The sequence below is a fragment of the Pantoea wallisii genome, from assembly GCF_002095485.1.
Classification (GTDB): Bacteria; Pseudomonadota; Gammaproteobacteria; order Enterobacterales; family Enterobacteriaceae; genus Pantoea; species Pantoea wallisii.
In genome coordinates this window covers 22,307-46,428 of record NZ_MLFS01000019.1, presented here as the reverse complement: position 1 = coordinate 46,428, position 24,122 = coordinate 22,307, and the positions used below count along the sequence as shown (strand labels likewise).

Here is a 24,122-nt window from a genome sequence, read left to right as displayed (position 1 = left end):
CACCGTGGCCGCCCTGAATCACGCTTACTGCGCCGGACCGTCCTGCGAGCTGCCCGCGCTATCCGCGACGTTGCTGTCCGCATCACGACCGTTTTTCTTATACACAATCTTCTGCGTATCATTTTCACAGTGGCCGACAACCTGACCACCGGCTTGATCGGCCTGATCGTTCGGCACGATATCCAGCGTGAAATCCGATTCGGCTACGCCGTTATTGATGATTTTTTTGCTGATATCGGCCTGCACGCTCTCACAAGAGGCCTGAGCCAGCAGCGGCAGAGCAAGTGCCCCCATCAGCAGAACTGCATAACGTCTCTTCATCCTTCACTCCCTTGTTTGAATTTCATAGAGAACTATAGCAGTCTCAGCGGATTAAGGCGCAACCGGGCGCCCGGTACGGCGATCCAGACAGCGCAGGGTGTTCTCTTCCCAGTACGCGTTAACGTTATAGCTCTTCTCGCAGGCGTCGCGGGTATCAAAGGCGCGATCGGCTTTATCGAACTCCTTCTCCACGCGCGTGTTCACTTTACTGCGCAGATTGCGCGTGTCGTTCCACTGCTCTTTACTCTGGCGCGCCGCTTCGTTGCTGGCCGCATTGTTACCGTCTTCAATAATCAAGCGGTCAGTCTTAGCTGAGGCCAGCGGCACAGAGAGCAGCACGCCGGAGGTCAGCACGGTCGCCAGCAGGGCGGAAAACAGTTTGTTCATCGTTATGTCCTTTCATTTACACCAGCACAGCGCGGATTGCGGCTGTAACAGCCATGGATGAGAGTATATCATCGCTGCTTCTTTGCTCACCAGCGGTGAGCCGTTTGTTTACGTAACAGAGAGATTGATTATGCTGGTGAAGACCACACTGCTGTTTTTTCTGACGGCGATTGCGGAAATCGTGGGCTGCTTTCTGCCGTGGCTGTGGCTGAGAAAGGGCATGACGGCGTGGCTTATTGTACCGGCGGCGGCCAGCCTGGCGCTGTTTGTCTGGTTGTTAACCCTCCATCCTGCTGCCAGCGGGCGCGTCTACGCGGCTTACGGCGGCGTCTATGTGTTAACCGCTCTGGTGTGGCTACGCGTGGTGGATGGCATCAAACTCACTACATGGGACTGGATCGGTGCGCTGGTGGCGATGAGCGGCATGCTGATCATCGTAACGGGCTGGGGAAAAGCCTGATAAGGCCGGAACAGCCGCCGCGCCGTAACGGACGCGGCGGATAGCGCTTACCCTTTATGCACTTTCAAGCCGGCCAGGGTCTGCGTGACCGGCATGATCTCCAGCGTATTGATGTTGACGTGCTTCGGCAGCGTCGTCACCCAGTACACCGCTTCAGTCACATCTTCGGCTGTCAGCGCGGTGGTGCCCTCATAAACCGCGTCGGCGCGGCCGTCGTCGCCTTTAAAACGCACGTTAGAGAACTCGGTGCCGCCCACCAGGCCCGGCTCAATGTCCGTCACGCGCAGGGCGGTGCCGTGCAGGTCGGTGCGCAGATTGAGGCTGAACTGGCGCACAAATGCTTTGGTCGCCCCATAAACGTTGCCGCCTGCGTATGGCCAGCTGCCGGCAATCGAACCGATATTCACAATATGACCCACGTTACGCTCTACCATGGCGGGCAGCACGGCGCGCGTCATATACACCAGACCTTTATTGTTGGTGTCGATCATGTTTTCCCAGTCTTCGATATTGGCTTTGTGCGCGGGTTCAACGCCCAGCGCCAGGCCGGCGTTATTCACCAGCACATCAATATCGCGCCAGTCGGCGGGCAGCGCGGCAATCGCGTCATCAATCGCCGCACGGTTACGCACATCCAGCTGCACGGTATAGAGATTGTCGCCCAGCTCATCCTTCAGCTCTTTGAGACGTTCAGCGCGCCGCCCGCTGGCGATCACTTTGTGGCCGGTGGCAATGAAGCGGCGGGTGATACTTTGACCAAAACCAGCAGTGGCGCCGGTAACAAAAATAATCATCTCACTGTTCCTTATATGATTTCAGGTGCCTGCGCCACACCTTAGCATTAACCCTGCGGTCGCGCTCAGGAAATCCCGGGCCGGGCTTCAGCAAAAAATTGCATAAGCGATCGGACGGCGCATATCACGCTAATCGCGTGGTTGTTGCCGGCGGTTGAAGCTGCCAGGATAAAAGCATCCCGCCGCACATCAGCGCGGCGTTGCTGATTATCAGGAGCGATAATGACTTCACGAGCGAATCCGTTTTTCACCGTTAGCCCTCTGCCGTACCACGCACCGCTGTTTGATCGCATCACAGAGGAGGATTATCTGCCGCGCTGGAGGCCGGCATTGAGGAGAAACGCCAGGAGGTCACGGCGATTGCCCGCAATGCTGAACCGGCCACCTTTGCTAACACCTATGAAGCGCTGGAGCAGAGCGGCCGCTTGCTCAGCCGTGTCTATGCTGTTTTTGCCGCGATGACCTCGGCGCACACCAGTGAACGTCTGCAGGAGATTGACGAGCTGATCGCCCCTAAGCTGACGGCGCTGAACGATGAAATCTACCTCAACAGCCAGCTGTTTGCCCGCCTTGATAGCGTCTATCAGCAGCGCGGTTCGCACTGCCCGGATGCTGAAGCGATGCGGCTGGTGGAGGTGACCTGGCAGACGTTTCAGCTGGCCGGTGCCAGCCTGAGCGATGAGGATAAAACCCGGCTGCGCGCCTGTAATCAGGAGCTGGCCAGCCTGAGCACGCGCTTTGGTAACAAACTACTGGCCGCCACCAAAGCCGGTGCCTATACCGTCAGCAGCGCGGCCGCGCTGGCCGGATTGAGTCCGGAAGCCCTGGCGCAGGCGCAGGCCGCCGCAGAGGCTCGCGGATTGACGGGCGAGTGGCTGATCCCGCTGCAGAACACCACGCAGCAACCGGTACTGCAATCTCTGGATGTGCGCGCCACGCGTGAAGCCTTGTTTCAGCAGGCATTGACGCGCTGCGAGCAGGATGACGACAACGATACGCGCGCTATCGTCTCACGCATGGCACAGCTGCGCGCTGAGCAGGCAAATCTGCTGGGGTTCAGCACCTACGCGGCGTGGAGCCTGCAGGACCAGATGGCGAAAACGCCTGATGCAGCGTTCAGTTTCATGCGCAATATCGTCCCGGCCGCCCGTCAACGCGCCGGGCGTGAAGCGGCCGATATCCAGCAGCTGATTGAGAAACAGCACAGCTTCCCGCTGCGCGCCTGGGACTGGAGTTACTACGCTGAAAAGGTGCGCAAAGAGCAGTACGCCCTGGATGAGAATCAGATACGCCCCTGGTTTGAGCTCAATACGGTGCTGGAGAAGGGCGTGTTCTGGGCGGCGAGCCAGCTATATGGTATCCGCTTCCTGGCGCGCCACGATCTGCCGGTCTACCATCCGGACGTCAATGTGTATGAAATCTTTGATGCGGATGACACGCCTTTAGCGCTGTTTTACACCGATTTCTTCGCGCGTGATAACAAGAGTGGCGGCGCGTGGATGGGCAACTTTGTCGATCAATCCACGCTGCTGAACAGCAAACCGGTGATCTACAACGTTTGCAACTACACCAAACCGCAGCCGGGCCAGCCGGCACTTCTGAGCTGGGATGAAGTGATTACCCTGTTTCATGAATTCGGGCACGCGCTGCACGGTCTGTTTGCCACCCAGCGCTATCCGAGCCTGTCCGGAACGGCAACGCCACGCGATTTTGTCGAGTTCCCCTCGCAGATCAATGAACACTGGGCCAGCCATGAGCAGGTGTTTGCCAGCTATGCGCGCCACTATCAAACCGGCGAGCCCATGCCCGCTGAGCTACGCGATAAGATGATACGCGCCGCGCAGTTCAATAAAGGCTACGACATGACCGAGCTGCTGGCCGCTGCGCTCCTCGATCTGCAGTGGCACTCCCTGACCCGGCACGATCAGCCGCAGGACGTTAGCCACTTTGAGCAACAGGCGCTGGCGGCAGAGAACCTTGCGCTGGCAGCCATTCCGCCGCGCTATCGCTCCAGCTATTTCCGCCACATCTGGGGCGGCGGCTATGCGGCCGGTTACTACGCCTATATCTGGACCCAGATGCTGGCGGATGATGGCTATCAGGCCTTCAGCGAGCGCGGCGGATTGACGCGTGAGAATGGTCAAAAGTTCCGCGAACAGATCTTATCGCGCGGTAACAGCAGCGATCTGCAGCACCTGTGGCTGGCATGGCGCGGCAAAGCGCCGGAGATTGGCCCGATGCTGAAAAATCGCGGATTGTCGGATGTGTGAGCCGGGCACCCGGCGTGGCCGGGTGTAATGGTTATACTTCGTACACCTGTGTAAGGAGGATCGGCTAATGAAGTGGATCATAGCTTTACTGCTGCTCGGCAGCATGAGCGCAACAGCACAATCTGGCTGGCAGCCGGATAAGCGGGCGACAATGCCGTCGTTTACGCCGGTTGCGGCGAAGTGTGATGTCTCCGCCTGCCAGCAGAACTGCTATGTACAGCAGTCGCAGTGTAAAAATGACAGCGGCGGAGGGTGCGGCTCGCTGGCGCAAATCTGCGTCCAGAACTGTACCAGTCAGTGCCGCTAAACGTTATACCGCGCTTACCACCCATCACCCGAAAAGTGATGGGTGGTAGCGGGGGCTCAACCCGCTGCGTGCCACATCTCACGCATCAACAGTTCCAGTTTCTTAAATAGCCGATAGCGTGCCTCATGAAACGTCATGCGCTCCGGGCGCGGCAGCCGCTCGCACGGCTCAAGCTGCACCGCCTGCCGGACAGCGGCATCCAGGTTTGACCACACCCCAACGCCGACACCGGCACACAGAGCCGCGCCCAGCGCGCCGGTCTCTTTACACTGCGCCACACGAATCGGTATACCCAGCACATCAGCAAACATTTGTGGCCAGACGCTGCTGCGCGCTGCGCCGCCCGACAGGGTTGCCCGGTCAAAAGTGATACCGGCCGCGCGCAGTCGATCAATATGCGCGCGGTGCGCAAAGGTGACGCCCTCAAAGAGCGCAAACAGCATATCAGCACGCGTATGCCAGCCGCCCAGCCCATAAAATCCGGCTTTGGCCGGTTCCGATTTGCGACCGGAGTAGAGATAGGGGTGATAGAGCGGCAGCCGGTCGTTGGGCTGGACATGCGCCACGCTCTCACTGCTGCGCGCCGCGCCCTGGCCCGAGCGGCCATCGTCAAACTCACGCAGGAACCAGTCGAGATTGGCCGCCGATGTGGCGCTGGCTTCAATTGCCATATAGCGATCTTTACCGATAATGGCGTTCATGGCGACCGGGCGAAGATAGTCAGGTTTATCCACTATCACCTGATTGATGCTCCAGGTGCCCGCCACGATAGAGGCATCGCCGCAGTTCACCACGCCGGCACCCACGGCGCTGGCCACCACATCAAACAGGCCGGCGACCACCGGAATACCCGCCGCCAGGCCGGTAAGCTGTGCCGCATGCGGTGTCACGTGACCTGCTACCGCGCAGGATTCATGCAGCGCGGGCAGCAGGGCGAGCGCGTCCTCAATGCCGTACAGCGCCAGCAGTTCACGGCTGTAGCCGCGGTGGCGATAGTCGATCAGGCCGGCACCGGATGCGTCGGAGTAGTCGCTGCTGAGTGCACCGCTAAGAAAATGGACGATCACATCCTTGGCGCACAGCAGATGGCCGATCTGCGCCCAGCGCTTGGGCTGATGCTGCTTGATCCAGCTCATCAGCACAGGCGTGGCCGCCGGCCAGGGGCTTTGTAGCGACAGCGGATAGATACGCCGATCCGCGCCACTACGCTTTAGCGCCCCGACAATATCGGTGGCGCGGTGATCGATGGATTGAATACCTGCCAGCGGGCGCTGCTGCTTATCCAGCGCGTAGAGTCCGTTACCGTGCCCGGCCGCGCCGACAGCGATCACGTCATGCGCATCGGTGCCCGCCTGCTGCAGGCAGCAGCGGATCGCCTGGCTGACGCCGTGCCAGATATCCTCAATTGGCCGCTCGGCGTACCCCTCCTGCGGCTGGTGAGTCTCTCCGGCGCACTCTGCCACCGAGAGCACGCGCCCGCTGAGATCAAACAGCACCGCTTTGATCATGGTGTTTCCGGCATCAATGCCCAGAATCTGGCTCATATCCGACTCCATCTGGCAGGCGAAGAGGGCGCACCGCTTACGCGCCGGTACAGGTCAGGCTTAGCCCTGCTGATAGAGATTTAGCGCGTCCTGGCCGCTGATACCCTGATGAATAATCGCCATCAGCGCGCTTACCACGCGCGCGGGGTTATCATGCTGATAAACATTGCGGCCATACACCATGCCGCTGGCACCCTGCGCCATCAGCGCCGCGCTCTTGGTCAGTACCGCGCCGATCTCACCTTTACCACCGCCGCGCACCAGCGTCGGGCAGCGCGCCGCTTCCACCACGCGATGAAAGTCGTCAACGTTATCGGTCGGATCGGCTTTGATGATGTCCGCCCCCAGTTCGCGCGCCAGCCGCACCAGCGGCACCATTTTTTCAACGTCGCCCAGCGAGCCGTAGGCCGCGCCTTGTCCGGCGGGGGCCATCACCAGCGGCTCAATCATCAGCGGCATGCCGTAGCGTTCGCAGGCGTGGCGCAGCCGGCCAATGTTCTCGATGCACATGCGGAGGATGCCGGGTTCATCGGGAATGAGGTAGAGATTCACCACCACGGCCGCGGCATCCAGCTGCAGGGCAGCCAGAATGGGCGCTTCGGGATTGTGCAGCACGGCCCACATCTCCCGGTGACGGGCGGCGTTATAGGCGTTGCCCACATCCGTGCGCATCACCAGCGCCGGTTTGCGTCCGGTGTGGTTCTGCAGCAGATCGGCCTGACCATAATTGACCTGAATAGCGTCTGGCTGGGCCGCAATCAGGTTATCCATGACGCGCTCAATGTCCTCCAGCCCGGAGAGGAAATCGGGTTCGTTGGCAATACCGTGATCGATTGCCACATCAAGGCATTTACCCTGACCAAACAGGCGGTTCATGCGCACCTTATTGGTTGCTGGCATGTCGTGTCTCCTCCGGCAGTACAGTGGGATAGAGCCCGTTGAGGCCGTGCAGGCGCGCCAGGCTGGCGCAGCAGCGCTGCACCTGTTGCACGCGCTGGCTTTCGCTCCAGCCAAGCGTGGCGGCCATCAGCAGGGCGATCTCCTGAATCAGCGCCGGGGTCAGTTCACCGCATATCGCCAGGCCCGTGCGGCGCACCAGCAGATCTTCCAGCTGACACACCTGTTCATGTTCGATGAGGTAGCGCAGCTCCAGCGCGCTGTAATCGGCGTGCTGACGCAGCGGCTCTTCACCCTGTTGCCGGATATGCTGCAGCAGCGGCAGGGCGCGGCTGCCGTAACGTCTTGTCAGCTGGGTGACGCGCGGCAGGGGCACCGCGTACTGTTGCGCCAGCTGGCTGAGCCAGGCGGTCTGAGCTGACGCGCCCGGAAAATCACGGCCACCGCCGATTGCTAAATCGGTGCTGGAGACCTGGCGCTTCTCTCCCAGCAAGCGTAATACCCGATCGGCGGCCTCTTCGCCGAAGCGGCGGAAGGTGGTCCATTTGCCGCCCACCAGGCACAGCGTGCTCCAGGCTCGCTGCGTATCGGGCGGTAGAAGTACCAGCGAGTGGTTACGTGAAATCTGCCCGTTAACGGCGGCTTCGCTGGCGGGCAGCGGTCTCACGCCGCAGAAAGTGTACACAACCGAGGACGCTGGCACCACGATGTCAGGGAAAACAAAGCGCAGCGATTCAAGGATATACGTCTTTTCATCTTGCTCGCACACGGCCGCGTCCGGATCGTCAGTGCGGATGTCGGTAGAGCCCACCAGCACTTTGCCAAACCACGGGAACATAATGCAGACGCGCCCCTCCTGATTTTCGAAATAGACCATTTCACCCGCCAGCATGCTCAGCAGCTGAGGATGATCGAGGATCAGGTGCGATCCTTTGGTGCCGCCAATCAGCTTAGGGCGATCGCGATTCGCGGCAATACGCTGGTTCAGCTGATCGATCCAGGCGCCCGTGGCGTTGACCACCACATGCGGTTGCAGGGTGAATCGTTCGCCGCTGAGCGTATCCTCCAGCGTTACCGTCTCGCCATTGGCGCTGATCAGTTGCAGATAGTTAAGCGCCAGCGCTTGCGGGCAGGCGTGTTCAGCATCATCGATCAGTTCAAACCCGAGACGCTCAGGCGCGCTGATCCACGCGTCGTAATAACTGGCGCTGTACTTCACCCACGGGGCGAATCCTGGCCAGCGATCGCGCGTGGCCGCCTCATTGCGAACCTGGTGCTTAGGCATGGCGCCATATTGCCGCGTATAGAGATCGTAGAGGCTAAGCCCGGTTTTGATCAGCAGCGCGCCACGCCGGCCAGGCTTGTCACTCAGGCGTAAAAAACGGCGCGTAGCGTTAACCACGCCGCCGCCAAGATTATCAACAGGCACCGTGGTACGCAGCGGGAACACATAGTGCGGCGCATTTTTCAACAGGCGATCGCGCTCAATCACCGACTCTTTAACCAGGGCAAATTCACCGGTCTCCAGATAGCGCAGGCCGCCGTGAATCATGCGGGACAGTGCGCCACTGGCTGCCTGGCACCAGTCACCTTTCTCTACCAGCACTGCCGGAATGCCCTGCAGCGCCAGTTCGCGGAAGGTACTGATGCCATTAATCCCGCCACCGACAATCAATACCGGCACGGAATGCCGCTGACGCAGATGGTTAAGCCGTTGTTCGCGGGTCAAAAACGTATCCATAGCACGCTCTCTTGCGGTTAAAGCTTAATTTACAGAGGTATAGGAGGCTGCGGGTAAAACAGCAAACCAGCGTTAATAAGATGTGACACTGTTCACTCGCAGGGCGTATCAGCGCGAAAAGGGCGGTCGGGAGCGATATACTGCGCAGCAGAGAGTGTGACTAAACGAAAATAAAAGGAATTTTCATGCGCTTATCGATCAACATTACCGCACTGACGCTGCTGGTGAGCGGCAGCGTGCTGGCCCAATCCGCCCCGGATGCGGTCATTAAGCCTTTAATGCAGCAGTATCAGATTCCCGGTATGGCGCTGGCCGTTATACACAACGGTAAAACTGAATTTTATAACTATGGCGTAGCGTCAAAGCAGACGCAGCAACCCATTACAGAGCAGACGCTTTTTGAGATTGGCTCACTGAGTAAAACCTTTACCTCCACCTTAGCCAGCTATGCCGCGCAGCAGAAAAAGCTGCAGTTTAGCGATGCCGCCAGCCAGTGGTTGCCCGCCCTGAAGGGAAGCGCATTCGATAACGTCTCGCTGCTCAATCTTGCCACCCATACCAGCGGTACTCCGCTGTTTGTGCCGGATGCGGTTAAAAATACCCGGCAGCTAATGGCGTGGTATCAGCACTGGCAGCCCCAGGCAGAACCCGGTACGGTGCGCGTCTACTCTAACCCTGGTATCGGCATGCTGGGGATGATCGCTGCAAAAAGCCTGGAGCAGCCCTTTATCAACGCAATGGAGAAGCAGCTCCTCCCGGCGATGGGCATGCAGCACAGCTATGTGCAGGTTCCGTCGGCGGAGATGAAGCGGTATGCGCAGGGCTATAATAAACAGGATCGGCCGGTACGCGTCACGCCCGGGCCGCTGGATGCCGAATCCTACGGCTTGAAATCCACCTCGTCGGATCTGATCCGCTGGCTGGCCATCCAACTGGACGAACAGAAGGTTGCGCCTGCGTGGCAACGTGCGGTTGCCGCCACGCATCAGGGACACTATCAGACTGAAGCGTTTACGCAGGCGATGATGTGGGAGTACTACCCGCTGCCGGTCACGGAACAGCAGCTGATCGCGGGCAATAGCAGCGCGCGCATTATGCAGGGCATGCGCGCAACGCGCATCACGCCGCCGGAAGCGGCACCGCAGCAGGCCTGGTATAATAAAACCGGCTCGACCAACGGCTTTTCCACCTATGCGGTATTTATTCCGGCACAGAAAACGGCGGTCATCATGTTGGCAAATAAATGGTTCCCGAATGACGATCGCGTGGCGGCAGCCTACCGGATCATTCGCGCGCTCAATCAATAAGGATCGGCTATGGAAATCAGAGCACTACGAGCTGAGGATTTTTCTCCCTGGATGGCGCTGTGGCAGGGCTATCAGCACTTTTATCACACCGATATTGATGATGCGACATCCGGAGAAACCTTCCGCCGGCTGTTATCGCGCGCGGAGCCGATGCACTGCCTGGTGGCTGAGCACGACGGCAGGATGATGGGGCTGGCGCATTTTCTCACGCACCGTTCGACGTGGACGCGCGGCGACTACTGCTATCTGCAGGATCTCTTCGTCAGCGACACCGCTCGCGGTCAGGGGTACGGCAAGGCGCTGATCCTGGCGGTATATCAGCAGGCAGAAAAATTGGGCTGCTCACGGGTGTACTGGCTGACGCAGGAGTCGAATGCCAGCGCACGCGCGCTGTATGACACTATCGCCAGCAAAACAGAGTTCATTCAGTATCGTCATCTGCTGGGCTAAGGCCCGGTCTTCCTGGCGGCCCTGACGGGTCGCCACTCCGCTAGCCGGCTCGCCATCCCTATTCATAATCCCCCTTAACAGCACACCATGCTGCGTCTCTTTGTGATCGCACTCGACGAATTGCTGCATTCCTGTTGTCATTCGGATGAAAATTGTTATGAATGAAAGTGAATTTACTTTCAATTGAAACAAAACAATGAACAACCGGAGTGCGCGATGACAACGACATTTACCTCTGAGCAGCAACCGCAGGACTTCAAAAAGCAAGTGCGCCTGATGAAAAGCGCTTTGCGTGCGCAGATCGGCGATGTAGAAGGGCTGTTCGATCAGGTTAAACGCAAGATCGTCAGTGAAATTGCGGCGGCTCGTGAAGAAGAGGCCCGAAACGGCAGCGCATGGCCGCAGGTCAGCCATGCGGACATCGCCGCCGGCAACATCAGCGACGCGACCAAAGATCATATCCTTCGCCGCGGCTGCGTGGTGGTGAAGCAGAACTTCAGCCGCGATCGGGCACTGGCGTGGGATCAGTCGATGCTGAACTACCTCGATAACAACGATTTTGATAGCGTCTATAAGGGGCCGGGCGACAACTTCTTTGGCAATCTGGATGCGTCGCGTCCGGAGATCTACCCCATCTACTGGAGCGAGGCGCAGATGTCAGCGCGGCAGGATGAGGCGATGGCGCAAACCCAGTCATTCCTTAACCGGCTATGGAAATTCGAGTCAGGCGGCACCCGCTGGTTTGAACCGGACGTCAGCATCATCTATCCGGATCGCATTCGCCGCCGCCTGCCCGGTATCACGTCAAAAGGGCTGGGGGCGCACACCGATTCCGGCGCGCTTGAGCGTTGGCTACTGCCGGCGTACCAGCAAGTCTTCAGTAAGATCTTCTCCAACCAGTTTGATCAGTACGATCCCTGGGATGCGGCCCATCGCACCGAGGTGAATGAATACCAGTCCGGCACCACCACGAAATGTTCGGTGTTTCGCACCTTCCAGGGCTGGACGGCGCTCTCAGATATGCAGCCCGGCCAAGGATTACTGCACGTTGTACCGGTTCCGGAAGCGATGGCGTATCTGCTGCTGCGCCCGTTACTGCAAGACGTACCGGAAGATGAGCTGTGCGGCGTGGCACCGGGCAAAGTGCTGCCGGTTTCACAACAGTGGCATCCTGAGCTGATTGATGGGCTCTGCTCAATCCCGGCGCTGGAAGCTGGTGATTCCGTATGGTGGCACTGCGATGTCATCCATTCGGTCGCGCCGGTAGAGAATCAGCAGGGCTGGGGCAATGTTATGTACATTCCGGCGGCGCCGCTGTGTGAGAAAAACGCCGCCTATGCCGCCAGCGTGGCACAGGCGCTGGCCACGGGCGCGTCACCCGGTGATTTCCCGCAGGAGGATTACGAGATAAACTGGCGCGACCGATTTACCCCGGATGCGCTCAACGCCTGTGGCCGCCGCAGTCTGGGTCTGGCTGGCTAACCCGATAGCAGGAACTATGAACGCACGTCATCAGCAGATTATCCAACTGGTCAGCGAGCGCGGAAGCGTCAGCGTCAATGCGCTGGCGCACATTACCGGCGTATCCGAAGTGACCGTGCGGCAGGACCTGAATGCGCTGGAGAAGGGCGGCTTCTTACGCCGCGTACACGGTTCAGCGGTGGCGCCGCAGAGTGACGATGTGGGCGCGCGTATGCAAACCCGCTTTGCGTTAAAAAAACGTTTGGCGGAGTGCGCGGCCGCCGGGGTTAACCCGGGTGAGACGGTGTTTATTGAAGGCGGCAGCACCAACGCTTTGCTGGCGCGGGAGCTGAGCGACCGTCAGGATATCACCATTGTAACGGTCAGCCACTACATCGCCGGTTTGCTGCGGGAGAAGGGCGGCGATGTCATCATCCTCGGCGGCCTGTTTCAGAAAAGCAGCGAGTCGGTCGTCGGGCCGCTGACGCGTCTGTGCATTCAGCATCTCAACTTTCACAAAGCGTTTATCGGTATCGATGGCTGGGATGCCAGCACCGGGTTTACCAGCCGCGACATGCTGCGCTGCGATGTGGTAAACGCCATCATGGAAAAACCCACCCACACGGTTGCCCTTACCGACGCCTCTAAGTTTGGGCAGATCCATCCGTATGCGCTGGCGCCGCTCACCCCCTTTAACCAGGTGATCACCGATAGCGCGCTGGCCCGCGAACATCAGCAGGCCCTTACAGCGCAGGGCATTACGTTAACGCTGGTTTAAGGCCTGGGGTTTTTCAGTCGTTTTGCGCTGGTTTTACGACCCAATCTGTAAAAATTATTGTGTTGTAACGCCTGTTTGATCAATTGCTGGAGAATGCATGACTTTTATACGCTCAGACCGGCTCACTTACCGCCCTTTAACCACAGCGGACTGGCCTTTCTTCCTTGCACTTAATCAGGATCGTAACGTTATGCAGCATATCAGCGATGAGCGTAGCGCGATGGAGATTCGGACGCAGTCATTTGAACCCCGCCTGCAGCCGTGGCGAAAAGGCTGCCATCACTGGCTATGTCTGGTGATGCGAGAAACGGGCAGTGATGTACCGGTTGGCCTTACCGGTTTTATCGATCGCGGTGCTGATATCGCAGAAGTGGGCTTTATTCTGGCGGCGGCATTCCATGGTAAAGGCTTGGGATCAGCCTCATTACGCGATATTGCCCGCTTTGCCTTTAACGAACAGGGTTATCGCAAGCTGACCGCCACGGTGACAGCAGGTAATGAGGCCTCACGCCGGACCTTACAGCGCGTAGGGTTTCACCAGGAGGGCACGCTGCGTCAAAACTACTTTCTGCAAGGCCGCTGGCAGGATGACTGGGTGTTCGGATTACTCCCCGCTGAAATCAGATGATGCTGTCACGGCGCGCTAACGGCGCCGCGGCATCCTTGCTTAATCGTCCAGCAGCGCCTGAGCTGTTGCTTCGTCGGTAATCAATCCGGTCACCAGGCCGCTGGCCAGCACCGCGCGAATGGCGGCCACTTTACTGCTGCCCCCGGCCAGCGCCACGATTTCGGCGCGGTGGGCGAGATCAAGCTGTACGGAGAGGGTGCGTGCGGTCAGCGAATTGTGAATCATCTGGCCGCTGGCATCAAAGAAGTAGCCGAGCAGCTCACCGACCGCACCGGATGATGAAATGTCATTAATCTCTGTCTCATCGATCATCCCGGCCTCTACCAGCTGAGCAGCCGGCTCCACCGTGCCGATGCCAACCAGCTTCACTTCACTCAGCGCCGCCATCCGGAACACCTCACTGACGCCGCGCTGCGCCAGCAGGACATCACGATCTTCTTCGGTATTGGCAAAAAAGGGCACCGGCATCATATAGGCCTGTGCGCCGGTCTTTTCCGCAATGCGGTGCATAACATCATGTGGATTGAGCGCGTAGTTGCGCGTCAGGCAGCCCAGCAGCGACACAAAGCGCATCTGCGGCGCCTCAAGACGCGGCAGCTGGTGGATGGCTGCCGACAGCGTGCGTCCGTGCCCCATGCCGAGCGTGATCGCCGGAGAAGCCGTAAGCAGATTGCGCAGGTAGTCGGCGCCGGCCATGCCGAGCGCGCGCACGGGCAACCCCTCTTCACCAAGATCGGGCGCAACGTGGCAAACGTTAAAACCATACGTCGCGCGCAGCCGATCCTCCAGCGCGACACAGGCGACAATATCCCCATCGATTGAGACTTTGACCGCGCCTTCCGCCACCATCTTCGCAATCATGCGGTGAGTTTTTACCGACGGCAGACCTAAACGTTTCGCCACTTCCGCCTGCGTTAGCCCACCAACGTAGTGCAGCCAGGCCGCGCGCAGCGCCAGTGAGTCGTCGCGCTCCGCCTGAGAGGGTACGGATTTCATGTGATCATCCCTTATTTGTTGATGGATTTGCGCTTAACCCTCATCACCTGCATGCAAATCCTGCACACCGGTATCAATATGATCCGCCCAGAACGCCACGCTTTCGGCAATATCGGCCACCACCTGGCTGTCCGTCGGTTCGCGCTCTTTAAAACTTAGCTCAAGGCAAATTTCATTATCCTGCGCGCCGCCGCGCGCCAGCGCTGCAAGCAGCGGCTGGGGCTGAATGCGGCCGCCGGCATTGTACTGCAATGTAAACGGCCTGTGACCGCCTTTATCCATCATGCTCTGCTTGATATGGATAATCGGTGAATAGCGCGGCACCGCTTCCGCCCACGCATAGGGATCGTAATCGCGCGGATCGCGGGAGGTGACATCACCGTGATCGATATCCGCCATCATCCGCATCGGCACGGCAAAATCGCAGGCGCTCAGCCGCTGCTGCAGCGCCAGGCAGGCCGGGATCGTCTCACCAAACTCCCGTCCGATGCTCATCGGCTCCCAGAAGAGATAGCGCAGCCCGGCCGCTTTGGCATGCTCGGCAACCTCATGCCAGCAGCTGATGGCGATCTCCATCAGTGCATCGCGCCGCGCCGCATCGTTGAAATCGCGCTGGGTAAAAATGGCAAACTGCGAGCCCATCGCCACGCCGCCCAGTTCGGCGGTGATATCGGCGAAGGTCCTGAACCAGTCGATGTAATAGCGCCGCACCGCGGCATCGGGATGACCAAAATGGTTCAGACGCCCATAGGGGCCTGTCATGCCGGAGGTGACGCGCACGCCGGTGGCGCGCAGCGCCTGCTGCATACGGCGCGTCATGTGGGTGATGGTTGCGGCCGGCCAGCCAGGGTTAATGAACTCGTGCGTCAGCTGTACATCGCGGATACGGATCTGCTGCGCGATGGTATGGATCAGATCGCCGGGATCGGCAAAGCGGTTGACCAGGGGATTGGTATTCAAAGAGAGCGTGAGCGGCATAGGTACCTCTTAACCGGCATGCGCGCGCAGCGGCGCGGTGTGGAAGGTGAGCGCGAACCACTGGGCAAACGCACCGCGCTGCGCCTCATCCAGATGCAGCTGATGCTTGGTGCGCCGCCACAAAATATCCTCTGGCTGCTGCGCCCACTCGTGGTTAACCAGATAGCGCGCTTCCGCTTCATACAGCTGTCCGCCAAAATAGCGGCCAAGATCGTCAAGCCCGGCGGCATCACCCAGCAGCTTTTCCATACGGGCGCCGTACAGCCGGGCATAGTGCCGGCGCAGCGGCTGTGGCAGCCAGGGCCAGCGAGCCTTTACCTGTTCGAGGAAGGTTTCAAAATCGGCATTGACGATCTCGCCGCCGGGCAGCGTGGCACCGCGCGTCCAGTCCGGCCCCATGGCCGGAAAATAGGGCGCCAGCTTCTGTAACGCATGTTCAGCCAGCTTGCGGAACGTAGTGATCTTGCCACCAAAGACGTGCAGCAGCGGGGCGTTATGCTGATCGTCCAGCTCAAACACATAGTCGCGCGTAACGGCAGAGGGATTGCCTTTGCCATCGTCAAACAGCGGACGCACCCCCGAGAAGCGGGTGATCACATCACTGGCGCGCAGTTTCACTTTAAAATAGCGATTAACCACATCGATCAGATACTGCTGCTCGCTGTCATCCGCCATGACCGCTTCGGCTTTACCCTGCCAGGCAATATCGGTGGTGCCAATCAACGCTTTATCGCCCTCATAAGGATTGATAAATATCACGCGCTTGTCGGTGTTCTGCACCAGATAAGCCTGCTGGCCCTCCCAGAATTTGGGCACGATAATGTGTGAGCCCTTAACCAGTCGCACACTGCGCGCGCTTTTGCTGTGCGTCACCTGATTCACAATATCCAGCACCCACGGGCCGGCGGCGTTGACCAGCGCGCGGGCAAAAACGGTACGCTGTGCGCCACTGGCTTCATCCTGCAGGGTAATCTGCCATTTTCCCTGCTGACGCACCGCCGCCACGCAGCGGGTGCGCGTCAGGATGCGGGCACCGCGCTCGGCGGCATCCATGGCGTTGAGCGTCACCAGGCGCGCATCGTCCACCCAGCAATCGGAGTATTCAAAGCCCCTGCGATAGCTATCCAGCAGCGGTGCGCCCTCCGGATCGCGCGTTAAATCGAGCGATCGCGTGCCCGGCAGTTTATTGCGTCCGCCAAGATGGTCATACAGAAACAGGCCAAGCCGCACCAGCCATGCCGGGCGATCGGCCGGGCTGTGCGGCAGGACAAAGCGCATCGGCCAGATGATATGCGGTGCGGCATTAAGCAGCACTTCGCGTTCGATCAGCGCCTCACGCACCAGACGAAACTCGTAATACTCCAGATAGCGTAACCCGCCGTGCACCAGCTTGCCGGAACGGGACGACGTGCCCTGGGCAAGGTCATCTTTCTCACACATCATCACCGACAGCCCACGGCCTGCGGCATCGCGCGCAATTCCGGCGCCGTTGATGCCGCCGCCAATCACAAACAGATCCAACGTGTTATCACTCATGCGTACTCCTTAAAACTGTTTCAGCGCCTGCCAGGCGGCCGGCAGATCGCTGCGGATCTGCTGATAGGTTGGGAACAGCTGCTGATAACGCTGCATCAGCGCCGGATCGGGCGCTTCGGCATCATCAAGCAGTGGGCGAACCCAGGTTTCCACGCAGTGTGCCATGGAGGGGTAAGCGCCGATGGCCACGGCGGCCATCATGGCGGCGCCTGCCGCACCGGCTTCATCACGCTGGCTGATGCGCACCGGCGCACCGATACAGGCGGAGAGGATCTGGCGCAGCGGCTGGGAGCGCACCGCGCCGCCGGTCAGGCGTATTTCACCCGGCAGGGTGCTTCCCATCGCCTGGTAGCAGTCACGCGCCGCCATGCCGATGCCCTCAATCACGCCGCGAACCAGATCGCCAAAATTGTGCTGATAGTGAAGGCCGGTGAAGCTGGCGCGCGCATCGGCATTGACGAACGGCCCACGCTCACCCGCCAGCGAAATATAGGGGTGGAACAGCAGACTGGCGGGCTGCGCCTCGCTCAGCCAGCGATCAATCTGCTGCACCAGCCGGGCGTGATCGGTTTCACAGCCAAAGTTCCTCAGCAGATCGCTGGCGAGATTCAGCAGCCAGTCGAGGTTAAGCGTGGAGGCCATATTGGTCTGCACCTGCGTGACATAGCCCGGCCACGGCAGGGGAATGACATAGCCGGTCTGCGCCGGGTTGAGCCACACCTCCTCAAGGGTAACGCTGCGCAGGTGGACGCCGGTTGAACCCACGATGGAGCAGGCGGTATGGGCTTCGCCGGTATGCACGCCGGCGCCGAGCGCGGTCATGGCCATATCAACATAGCCCAGCGCAATCGGCGTGCCGGCGCGCAGCCCGGTCAGTTCAGCGGCGGCACGGGTTAAGGGATGCGTGATCTGCGTGCCGTTAACGATCTCGGGCAGCAGATGGCGATGGTGCGTCAGACCCAGAGCCTCAATCACCGTTTCGTCATACTGTCCATGGCGGAAGTTGCCAAAGGTGAAGCTCGCTTCAGAGGGATCGGTGGCCCGCACGCCGGTGAGGTTGAGATAGAGCCAGTCTTTGCAGTGCATAACGACCTCGGCCTGCGCTAACAGCGCCGGATAGTGGCGATCCATATGCGCCAACTGCGCACCCTGCTGGCAGGTATTCAGACCGGTGCCGGTTGCGGTAAAGCGCGCACGGGCCTGCGGCTGTTGATTAAGCCAATCAACGGTAGGGGCCGCGCGCGCATCCAGCCAGATCCATGCGTCATCTACCGGCTTATTATCTTTTCCCACCAGCCAGCTGCCGTCACCCTGAGCCGTCACCGCCACGGCCACCACGCGGCCCGCCAGGTTATCTACCCGCTCACTTAGCTTGCGGATAGCCGCAACCGCATCCTGCCAGGTTTGCGTCATGGACTGCTGCGCCGCGCCGCCTGCGCTGCGGTAGTAGTGGTTGCGCGTGGACGCACACGCCAGCTGCCGGCCTTGCAGATCAAACGCCACCGCTTTAACGACTGAGGTGCCGGAATCCAGCCCCAGAATGATGTCGCTACTCTCCACCTAAACCCCCCAACCGCTTTGTCGTCTCTGCCGTGTTAACGGCCTGTGATGAATTTGCTAAGTAACCTCTTACACCACTTCTCATGGAGATAACATATCTGTTGTATTATTTTGCGTAAAACATAATAAATTTCATTTGAATTAGCGAATCCGATCACGAAAAACGGCCGGTTAACGCGACGCTCTGCTGCTGACAAATACGTTTAACCCTTATGTATAAGGGCATTAACCCTGGTAAGGCTTCTTAGGGTGTGATTAAGCGATCCAGATCGCTCTCCTGAAAAATTTGCGCGCTGCCTGTTGACAATTTAATCACAACAGCACAATTTTCATCACACAAGTTATCACATTTATAACATTATCAGTTTGAGCGATGGCTGATAACAGAGAGGTGACGTTATGTCCGATGTCTCGATACTTGCACAGCAGCTGGCGCGGCAGCGTGCCCGGCGTTACTGGCTGACGGGCGCCGTCGCGGTCGCCGTGATCGCGGCCATCGCGCTTGATACCAAAGTGGTAAAAAAGGGGGCTGTGGAGGATGTGCAGACGCAGCGCTTCTCCGCTGATAGCTACGGGCAGAAAACCTTTCCGGGTATTCAGCAGGATGTTACGACGCGCGCCGTTGATGCCAGCACTCTGGCCGCTGCGCTGCAGGAGAATCAGCAGGCTGCGGTCGCCAAATATGGTGTGGGCGCACCGCTGCCGGTCATTCCGGTGAAGCTGGAGGGCGTGGTGCAGCCGGGACAGATGGGGATCTTCCCGCTGCAGGTGGCGGGATTGCCTGCCGGTATACAGGTGCGCGTGCAGACCGGCCCGGCGATCACCGGCACCGACCTGCGTGACGCCAGCGGCCACATACAGTTCGGGGATTTCACCAATCAGATTGAGTATCAAAATGCCGGTTCCGCCATTAATCGGGCAATGAAGGGGGCGGTACTGGATAAGCTGGATCGCGAGGCGCTACCGGGCAAAACCGTGCAGGTTGTGGGGGTGTTTCGTCTGCTGAATCCCGCTATGTGGATGGTGACACCGGTTAGCCTGGAGGTGAAATGAAACCGTTTAACGTCAATCCTGCGCTGCTCAAAGGCGAAGTGATTCTGCAGGCACGCAATGTCAGCAAGGTTTATGGCTCAACGCACGCGTTGAAGGGCGTTAATTTTGAGATTCGTCGCGGCGAAGTGACCACGCTGTTCGGGGAGAACGGGGCGGGTAAATCGACGCTGATGAAAATTTTGTCTGGCGTGATTACGCCAACATCCGGGGAAATTCTGCTTAACGGCGAGGAGAGCGTGTTTCGATCCGCCACTGAGGCACGCGACTGCGGCATCTCGATTATTCATCAGGAGCTTAATCTCGCGCCCAATATGAACGTGCGTGACAACATCTTTATGGGGCGGGAGATTCGTCGGGCAGGCGGGGTGGATTACGCCGAAGAGGCGCGCATTACCCGTCATCTGATGGCGGCGCTGGAGGAGGAGATCGATCCGCTGACGCCCGTGGAGACACTCCGCCTGGGGCAGCAGCAGATTGTGGAGATCGCCCGTGCGCTGTCGGTGAATGCGCAGATTCTGATTATGGATGAACCGACATCAGCGCTTAGCGCTGCGGAAGTGGCGGTGCTGTTTCAGGTGATTCGCGACCTCACCAGTCAGGGTGTGGCTATCGTCTACATCTCACACCATCTGGAGGAGGCGCTGGAGATAACCGATCGCGCCGTGGTCCTGCGCGATGGCGTGATGACGGCCTATGCCAAACGCGAAGAGATCGACCTTCAGTGGATCGTGCGCCATATGGTGGGTAATCACTTTGACCTCGGCTCACCGCCGCAGGGGTATGCCTTTGGTGCCCGGGCGCTGACGGTTAAGGATCTCACCGTGCAGAGTAAAACCGGTATCCGGCTGGTGGATAACCTCTCTCTGGCGGTGCAGGCCGGAGAGATTGTCTGCCTCTACGGCCTGATGGGAGCCGGCCGCACGGAGTTACTGGAGACGATTGCCGGGCGGTTGCGGCAAAGCAGCGGACAGATCCTGCTGCAGGATACCGATCTCTCCGGCCTGACGATTTCACAGCGCATCAAACTGGGCCTGGCGCTGGTGCCGGAAGATCGGCAGCGCGATGGTCTGGTACAGACCCTGTCAGTAGGGGAAAACCTGTCTCTGGCCAGCATTAGCGAGTTTGTGCGTGGGCTGGTGCTCTCTACCCGGCGGGAGAAGCAGCTGATTAGCGAGAGTATTCGGAATGTGACGGTGAAAACTGCCGGTGGCGATGCGGCGATTGGATCGCTCTCCGGCGGGAATCAGCAGAAGGTGGTAATCGGCAAGATGCTGGCGACCCGGCCCAAAGTGATCCTGCTGGATGAACCCAGCCGCGGCATCGATATCGGTGCAAAAGCTGAGGTGTTTCGCCTGCTGGCGGAGAGCGCCAGCAGAGGGCTGGCGGTGGTGTATACCACCTCAGAAGTGGGCGAGTGCCTGAGTATTGCGCATCGGATTGTGGTGATGAGCAAAGGGCGTATCTCCGCCATCTTTGACGCCAGCGTCAGCAAAGAACGCATTATGGCTGCCTCCGGCGAGTCCATGGTGGCCTGACATGAAAAACGGAGCAAACGGTATGACTGACAGAACCCAAACGCTGGCTACACCAGCCATCGCCGCGCCGCAACGGCAGGGCGGTCGCCTGCATCTGGCGCGCCTGCTGCTGGAGGGGCGCGCCTTCATCGCGCTGCTGGTAATTATCGCCACCTTCTCCCTGCTGTCGCCCAACTACTTTACCGGCGCCAACTTCCTGACCATGGCATCACACGTGGCGATCTTTGGTTTGCCGGCGATCGGCATGCTGCTGGTGATCCTGAATGGCGGTATCGATCTCTCAGTCGGTTCAACGCTGGGACTGGCCGGCGTGATGGCCGGTTTTATGATGCAGGGCATCAACCTCGATGCGCTGGGCGTGGTGCTCTATCTGCCGGTGTGGGCCGTCGCGATCCTGACACTGCTGGTGGGTGCGCTGGTGGGGCTGGTTAACGGCGTGCTGATCGCCTGGTTTCGCGTGCCGGCGTTTGTTGCCACGCTCGGCACTATGTACGTGGCGCGCGGTATCGCGCTGCTGATGACCAATGGCCTGACCTACAACAAGCTCTCCGGCAGTGAGGCTCTGGGCAATACCGGATTTGACTGGCTGGGCTTTAATCGCCTGTTTACCGTGCCGGTAGGTGTGCTGGTGCTGGGTGTCGTGGCGCTGGCGTGCGGCTTCCTGCTCAGCCGCACGGCCTTTGGGCGCTGGCTGTATGCCTCGGGCGGTAACGAGCGCGCAGCCGACCTCTCCGGTGTGCCAGTAAAACGCATCAAAATCAGTGTGTATGTGCTGTCCGGTATCTGCGCGGCCATGGCCGGGCTGGTGCTCTCCTCTCAGCTTACCTCTGCCGGGCCTACCGCCGGCACCACCTATGAACTGACGGCGATTGCGGCCGTCGTGATTGGTGGTGCGGCCCTGACCGGCGGTCGCGGCAACGTGCGCGGTACGCTGCTGGGCGCTTTCGTGATCGGCTTTCTCTCTGATGGTTTAGTGATTATCGGCGTCTCTGCCTATTGGCAGACGGTGTTCACCGGCGCCGTGATTGTGCTGGCGGTATTGCTGAATACCCTGCAATACGGACGGCGCGGTCGCTAACGTGCGTGCGCTGTTCCGGCAGCGCGCGGTTATCCGTCATACCTGTACCCCCCTATAATAACGGAGCACTTATGTTAACCAAACGTCTGTTTATTGCCGCCGCCGTCGTGGCGATCTCTACCTTCGCGCTGCCTGGCTGGGCGAACAATGGCCTGATGACCATCATCGTTAACGATCCCTCAAACCCTTACTGGCTAACAGAGGGACAGGTGGCGCAGAAGGCTGCAGAGAAGCTGGGTTACAGCGCCAAAGTCAGCGCGCACAAAGGCGATACCAATACGGAAAGCCAGCTGATCGATACCGCCATTACCAATAAATCGAAAGCGATCATTCTTGATCCGGCTAACGCCGATGGCTCCATTGGATCGGTGAAAAAGGCGATTGCAGCGAATATCCCGGTCTTTGTTATTAACGCGGAGCTCAACCAAAGCGGGCTGGCGAAAGCGCAACTGGTGTCGAATAACGCGCAGGGCGCCGCCGTAGGGGCGATGGAGTGGGTGAAGCAGGTGGGCGAGACGGCCAGTTATGTGGAGCTGGTGGGGCCGCCATCGGATAACAATGCGGCCACGCGCGCCAATGGCTTTGATACCGTGCTGACGCAGTACCCCACGCTGAAGAAGGTGGGCCAGGAGGTAGCGAACTGGGATCGCACGCAGGGCTTTAACAAGATGCAGTCGCTGCTGCAGGCCAATCCGGACATTAAAGGTGTCATCAGCGGTAACGATGAGATGGCGCTGGGGGCCATTGCGGCGCTGAAAGAGGCGGGCAAACTGAAGCAGGTGAAAGTGGGCGGGTTTGATGGCTCTCCGGACGCCGTCGATGCGGTAAAAGCGGGCACGCTGGCCTACACCGTGATGCAGCCTGTGGCACAGTTCGCCGGGAAAGCGGTTGAGCAGGCCGACACCTTCCTGAAGACCGGCAAAACCGGCGCGGCGGCAGAGAAACAGCTGTTTGATTGCATCCTGATCACCAAAGAGAATGCGGGTAACTTTGTTTCGCCCTTCGTACTGAAGCAGTAACGGACTAACCCTCACCGTAGCAATCCCGGCGGCGCAACCTTGTGCGCCGCTGCTCACGCAGGCGCGCACATTTGCAAACCAGGCGTTTACGCGCTGTAATCTACGCCAAACCTGCACTTCTGCTCTCTTTTCGGACGAACTATGGCGCACAACCCGCACGACACCTCTGCTGGCGTATTCCTGAACGAAACCTTACCCGGCGACAGCCGCCAGGCTCGTCAGCTGGCGCGGCGTCAGCTGATTGCTGAAGCGGTGATGGCGGAAGGGGCGATCCGCATTGAAGATATCACTGAACGTTTTGGCATCAGCCTGATGACCGCGCACCGCGACATTGATGAAATGGTGGAGCGCGGCCTGCTGCATAAATCCCGCGGTGTGGTGTCGGCCACGCCGACCAGCCTGGTTGAGTCCAGCGATATCTATCGCGCCACACGCCAGCTGGAGGAGAAGCAGGCTATCGCGGAGGTAGCAGCAACCTGGATTGAACCGGGCCAGGCGCTGTTTCTTGATGACTCCACTACCGTGCTGCAGATGGCGCGGCTGCTGGCAGTGAAAGCCCCGCTCACGGTGATCACCAACTCGCTGACGTTGATGAATGAATTACGTAACGGGCGGGATATCACGCTGATGGGGTTGGGCGGGCAGTTCCACCACTGGTGTAACGCCTTTATGGGCCGCATGACGCGTGAAGCGATTGCCGGCCTGCGCGCCGATGTGTTTTTTGTCAGCATGTCAGCGATCATTGATGATGCGGTGTTTCATCAATCCGCGGAGACGGTAGAGACCAAGCGCGCGATGTTTGATGCTGCGCAGAAGCGCATTCTGATGATGGATAACACCAAGTTTGAGCGCCGTGCCCTGCATCGCTTTGCCCACCTGAGTGAGTTTGATGTGGTGATTGTGAATCAGGGAACGCCGGTCGCCACGCTGCGGCGCATGCAGGAGCTGGGCGTTAACGTGGTGGTCGCGCCGATGAAAACCGGGCATACGCCGCGCGATGAGGCATAGTGCCCGGTAGCAGG

General features: G+C 59.4%; 22 protein-coding genes and 1 pseudogene. 13 read left to right on the top strand and 10 right to left on the bottom strand.

The window, feature by feature from the left end; all coding sequences use genetic code 11:
* Window positions 1-24: 24 nt before the first annotated feature.
* Together HA48_RS09130 and HA48_RS09125 are read right to left on the bottom strand one after the other, a co-directional pair.
* Window positions 25-321, bottom strand: coding sequence for a DUF1161 domain-containing protein (locus HA48_RS09130; protein ID WP_128600746.1), 297 nt, complete (start codon window positions 319-321; stop codon window positions 25-27).
* A gap of 51 nt (window positions 322-372) precedes the next feature.
* Window positions 373-708 carry a DUF1283 family protein gene (locus HA48_RS09125; protein WP_128600745.1) on the bottom strand — a complete coding sequence of 112 codons (336 nt, stop codon included), beginning with the start codon at window positions 706-708 and terminating at the stop codon, window positions 373-375.
* A gap of 130 nt (window positions 709-838) precedes the next feature.
* Between HA48_RS09125 and HA48_RS09120 the strand changes: the two genes are divergently transcribed.
* Entirely contained in the window at window positions 839-1,168 is a 330-nt protein-coding gene (locus tag HA48_RS09120) for a YnfA family protein (RefSeq protein ID WP_128600744.1), read from the top strand.
* A 47-nt stretch (window positions 1,169-1,215) separates the two neighbouring features.
* On the opposite strand, the gene ydfG is transcribed toward HA48_RS09120, so the two are convergent.
* Window positions 1,216-1,962, bottom strand: a complete 747-nt coding sequence (gene ydfG, locus HA48_RS09115) for a bifunctional NADP-dependent 3-hydroxy acid dehydrogenase/3-hydroxypropionate dehydrogenase YdfG (RefSeq protein WP_128600743.1) — start codon at window positions 1,960-1,962, stop codon at window positions 1,216-1,218.
* Window positions 1,963-2,184: 222 nt separating this feature from the next.
* Between ydfG and dcp the strand changes: the two are divergent.
* Together dcp and HA48_RS09105 are read left to right on the top strand one after the other, a co-directional pair.
* Window positions 2,185-4,232, top strand: a pseudogene (gene dcp / locus HA48_RS09110) (peptidyl-dipeptidase Dcp).
* A 67-nt stretch (window positions 4,233-4,299) separates the two neighbouring features.
* On the top strand, window positions 4,300-4,539 hold the full coding sequence (locus HA48_RS09105; protein WP_128600742.1) for a hypothetical protein: 240 nt from the start codon (window positions 4,300-4,302) through the stop codon (window positions 4,537-4,539).
* 56 nt (window positions 4,540-4,595) lie between these two features.
* On the opposite strand, the gene HA48_RS09100 is transcribed toward HA48_RS09105, so the two are convergent.
* From HA48_RS09100 to HA48_RS09090, 3 genes are read right to left on the bottom strand one after another with little or no spacing between them, the layout of a single operon-like run.
* Window positions 4,596-6,083, bottom strand: coding sequence for an FGGY-family carbohydrate kinase (locus HA48_RS09100; RefSeq protein ID WP_128600741.1), 1,488 nt, complete (start codon window positions 6,081-6,083; stop codon window positions 4,596-4,598).
* 60 nt (window positions 6,084-6,143) lie between these two features.
* Window positions 6,144-6,983, bottom strand: coding sequence for a class I fructose-bisphosphate aldolase (locus tag HA48_RS09095; protein WP_128600740.1), 840 nt, complete (start codon window positions 6,981-6,983; stop codon window positions 6,144-6,146).
* The gene (locus tag HA48_RS09090; RefSeq protein ID WP_128600739.1) at window positions 6,967-8,721 is read right to left on the bottom strand and encodes a glycerol-3-phosphate dehydrogenase/oxidase; all 1,755 of its coding nucleotides are present in this window, start codon (window positions 8,719-8,721) and stop codon (window positions 6,967-6,969) included. The genes HA48_RS09095 and HA48_RS09090 overlap by 17 nt, the downstream gene beginning before the upstream one ends.
* Window positions 8,722-8,906: 185 nt before the next feature.
* Here HA48_RS09090 and ampC point away from each other — a divergent pair, with 185 nt between their 5' ends.
* From ampC to HA48_RS09065, 5 genes are all read left to right on the top strand, one after another.
* Window positions 8,907-10,028, top strand: coding sequence for a class C beta-lactamase (gene ampC / locus HA48_RS09085; RefSeq protein WP_128600738.1), 1,122 nt, complete (start codon window positions 8,907-8,909; stop codon window positions 10,026-10,028).
* 9 nt (window positions 10,029-10,037) lie between these two features.
* Window positions 10,038-10,478 carry a GNAT family N-acetyltransferase gene (locus HA48_RS09080; protein ID WP_128600737.1) on the top strand — a complete coding sequence of 147 codons (441 nt, stop codon included), beginning with the start codon at window positions 10,038-10,040 and terminating at the stop codon, window positions 10,476-10,478.
* 216 nt (window positions 10,479-10,694) lie between these two features.
* Window positions 10,695-11,960 carry a YbiU family protein gene (locus HA48_RS09075; RefSeq protein WP_128600736.1) on the top strand — a complete coding sequence of 422 codons (1,266 nt, stop codon included), beginning with the start codon at window positions 10,695-10,697 and terminating at the stop codon, window positions 11,958-11,960.
* Between the two features lie 16 nt (window positions 11,961-11,976).
* Window positions 11,977-12,717, top strand: coding sequence for a DeoR/GlpR family DNA-binding transcription regulator (locus tag HA48_RS09070; RefSeq protein WP_128600735.1), 741 nt, complete (start codon window positions 11,977-11,979; stop codon window positions 12,715-12,717).
* A 97-nt stretch (window positions 12,718-12,814) separates the two neighbouring features.
* Entirely contained in the window at window positions 12,815-13,345 is a 531-nt protein-coding gene (locus HA48_RS09065) for a GNAT family N-acetyltransferase (protein ID WP_128600734.1), read from the top strand.
* Window positions 13,346-13,384: 39 nt separating this feature from the next.
* Here the strand turns inward: HA48_RS09065 and HA48_RS09060 are convergent, their stop codons facing one another.
* From HA48_RS09060 to HA48_RS09045, 4 genes are read right to left on the bottom strand one after another with little or no spacing between them, the layout of a single operon-like run.
* Window positions 13,385-14,341: a sugar-binding transcriptional regulator gene (locus HA48_RS09060; RefSeq protein WP_128600733.1), complete on the bottom strand. Its 957-nt coding sequence runs from the start codon at window positions 14,339-14,341 to the stop codon at window positions 13,385-13,387.
* Window positions 14,342-14,374: 33 nt separating this feature from the next.
* On the bottom strand, window positions 14,375-15,319 hold the full coding sequence (locus tag HA48_RS09055; RefSeq protein ID WP_128600732.1) for a sugar phosphate isomerase/epimerase family protein: 945 nt from the start codon (window positions 15,317-15,319) through the stop codon (window positions 14,375-14,377).
* A gap of 9 nt (window positions 15,320-15,328) precedes the next feature.
* Complete coding sequence (locus HA48_RS09050) at window positions 15,329-16,855, bottom strand: glycerol-3-phosphate dehydrogenase (protein ID WP_128600731.1); 1,527 nt, start codon at window positions 16,853-16,855, stop codon at window positions 15,329-15,331.
* A 9-nt stretch (window positions 16,856-16,864) separates the two neighbouring features.
* Window positions 16,865-18,415: an FGGY-family carbohydrate kinase gene (locus tag HA48_RS09045; protein WP_128600730.1), complete on the bottom strand. Its 1,551-nt coding sequence runs from the start codon at window positions 18,413-18,415 to the stop codon at window positions 16,865-16,867.
* A 399-nt stretch (window positions 18,416-18,814) separates the two neighbouring features.
* Here HA48_RS09045 and HA48_RS09040 point away from each other — a divergent pair, with 399 nt between their 5' ends.
* From HA48_RS09040 to HA48_RS09020, 5 genes are all read left to right on the top strand, one after another.
* Window positions 18,815-19,468: a DUF2291 domain-containing protein gene (locus HA48_RS09040; protein WP_128600729.1), complete on the top strand. Its 654-nt coding sequence runs from the start codon at window positions 18,815-18,817 to the stop codon at window positions 19,466-19,468.
* Window positions 19,465-21,003, top strand: a complete 1,539-nt coding sequence (locus HA48_RS09035; RefSeq protein ID WP_128600728.1) for a sugar ABC transporter ATP-binding protein — start codon at window positions 19,465-19,467, stop codon at window positions 21,001-21,003. The genes HA48_RS09040 and HA48_RS09035 overlap by 4 nt, the downstream gene beginning before the upstream one ends.
* A 22-nt stretch (window positions 21,004-21,025) precedes the next feature.
* Window positions 21,026-22,081: an ABC transporter permease gene (locus tag HA48_RS09030; protein WP_208613121.1), complete on the top strand. Its 1,056-nt coding sequence runs from the start codon at window positions 21,026-21,028 to the stop codon at window positions 22,079-22,081.
* A gap of 71 nt (window positions 22,082-22,152) precedes the next feature.
* Window positions 22,153-23,100, top strand: coding sequence for a D-ribose ABC transporter substrate-binding protein (locus HA48_RS09025; protein WP_128600726.1), 948 nt, complete (start codon window positions 22,153-22,155; stop codon window positions 23,098-23,100).
* Window positions 23,101-23,241: 141 nt separating this feature from the next.
* Window positions 23,242-24,108 carry a DeoR/GlpR family DNA-binding transcription regulator gene (locus HA48_RS09020; protein ID WP_128600725.1) on the top strand — a complete coding sequence of 289 codons (867 nt, stop codon included), beginning with the start codon at window positions 23,242-23,244 and terminating at the stop codon, window positions 24,106-24,108.
* The last annotated feature ends 14 nt before the right edge of the window (window positions 24,109-24,122 follow it).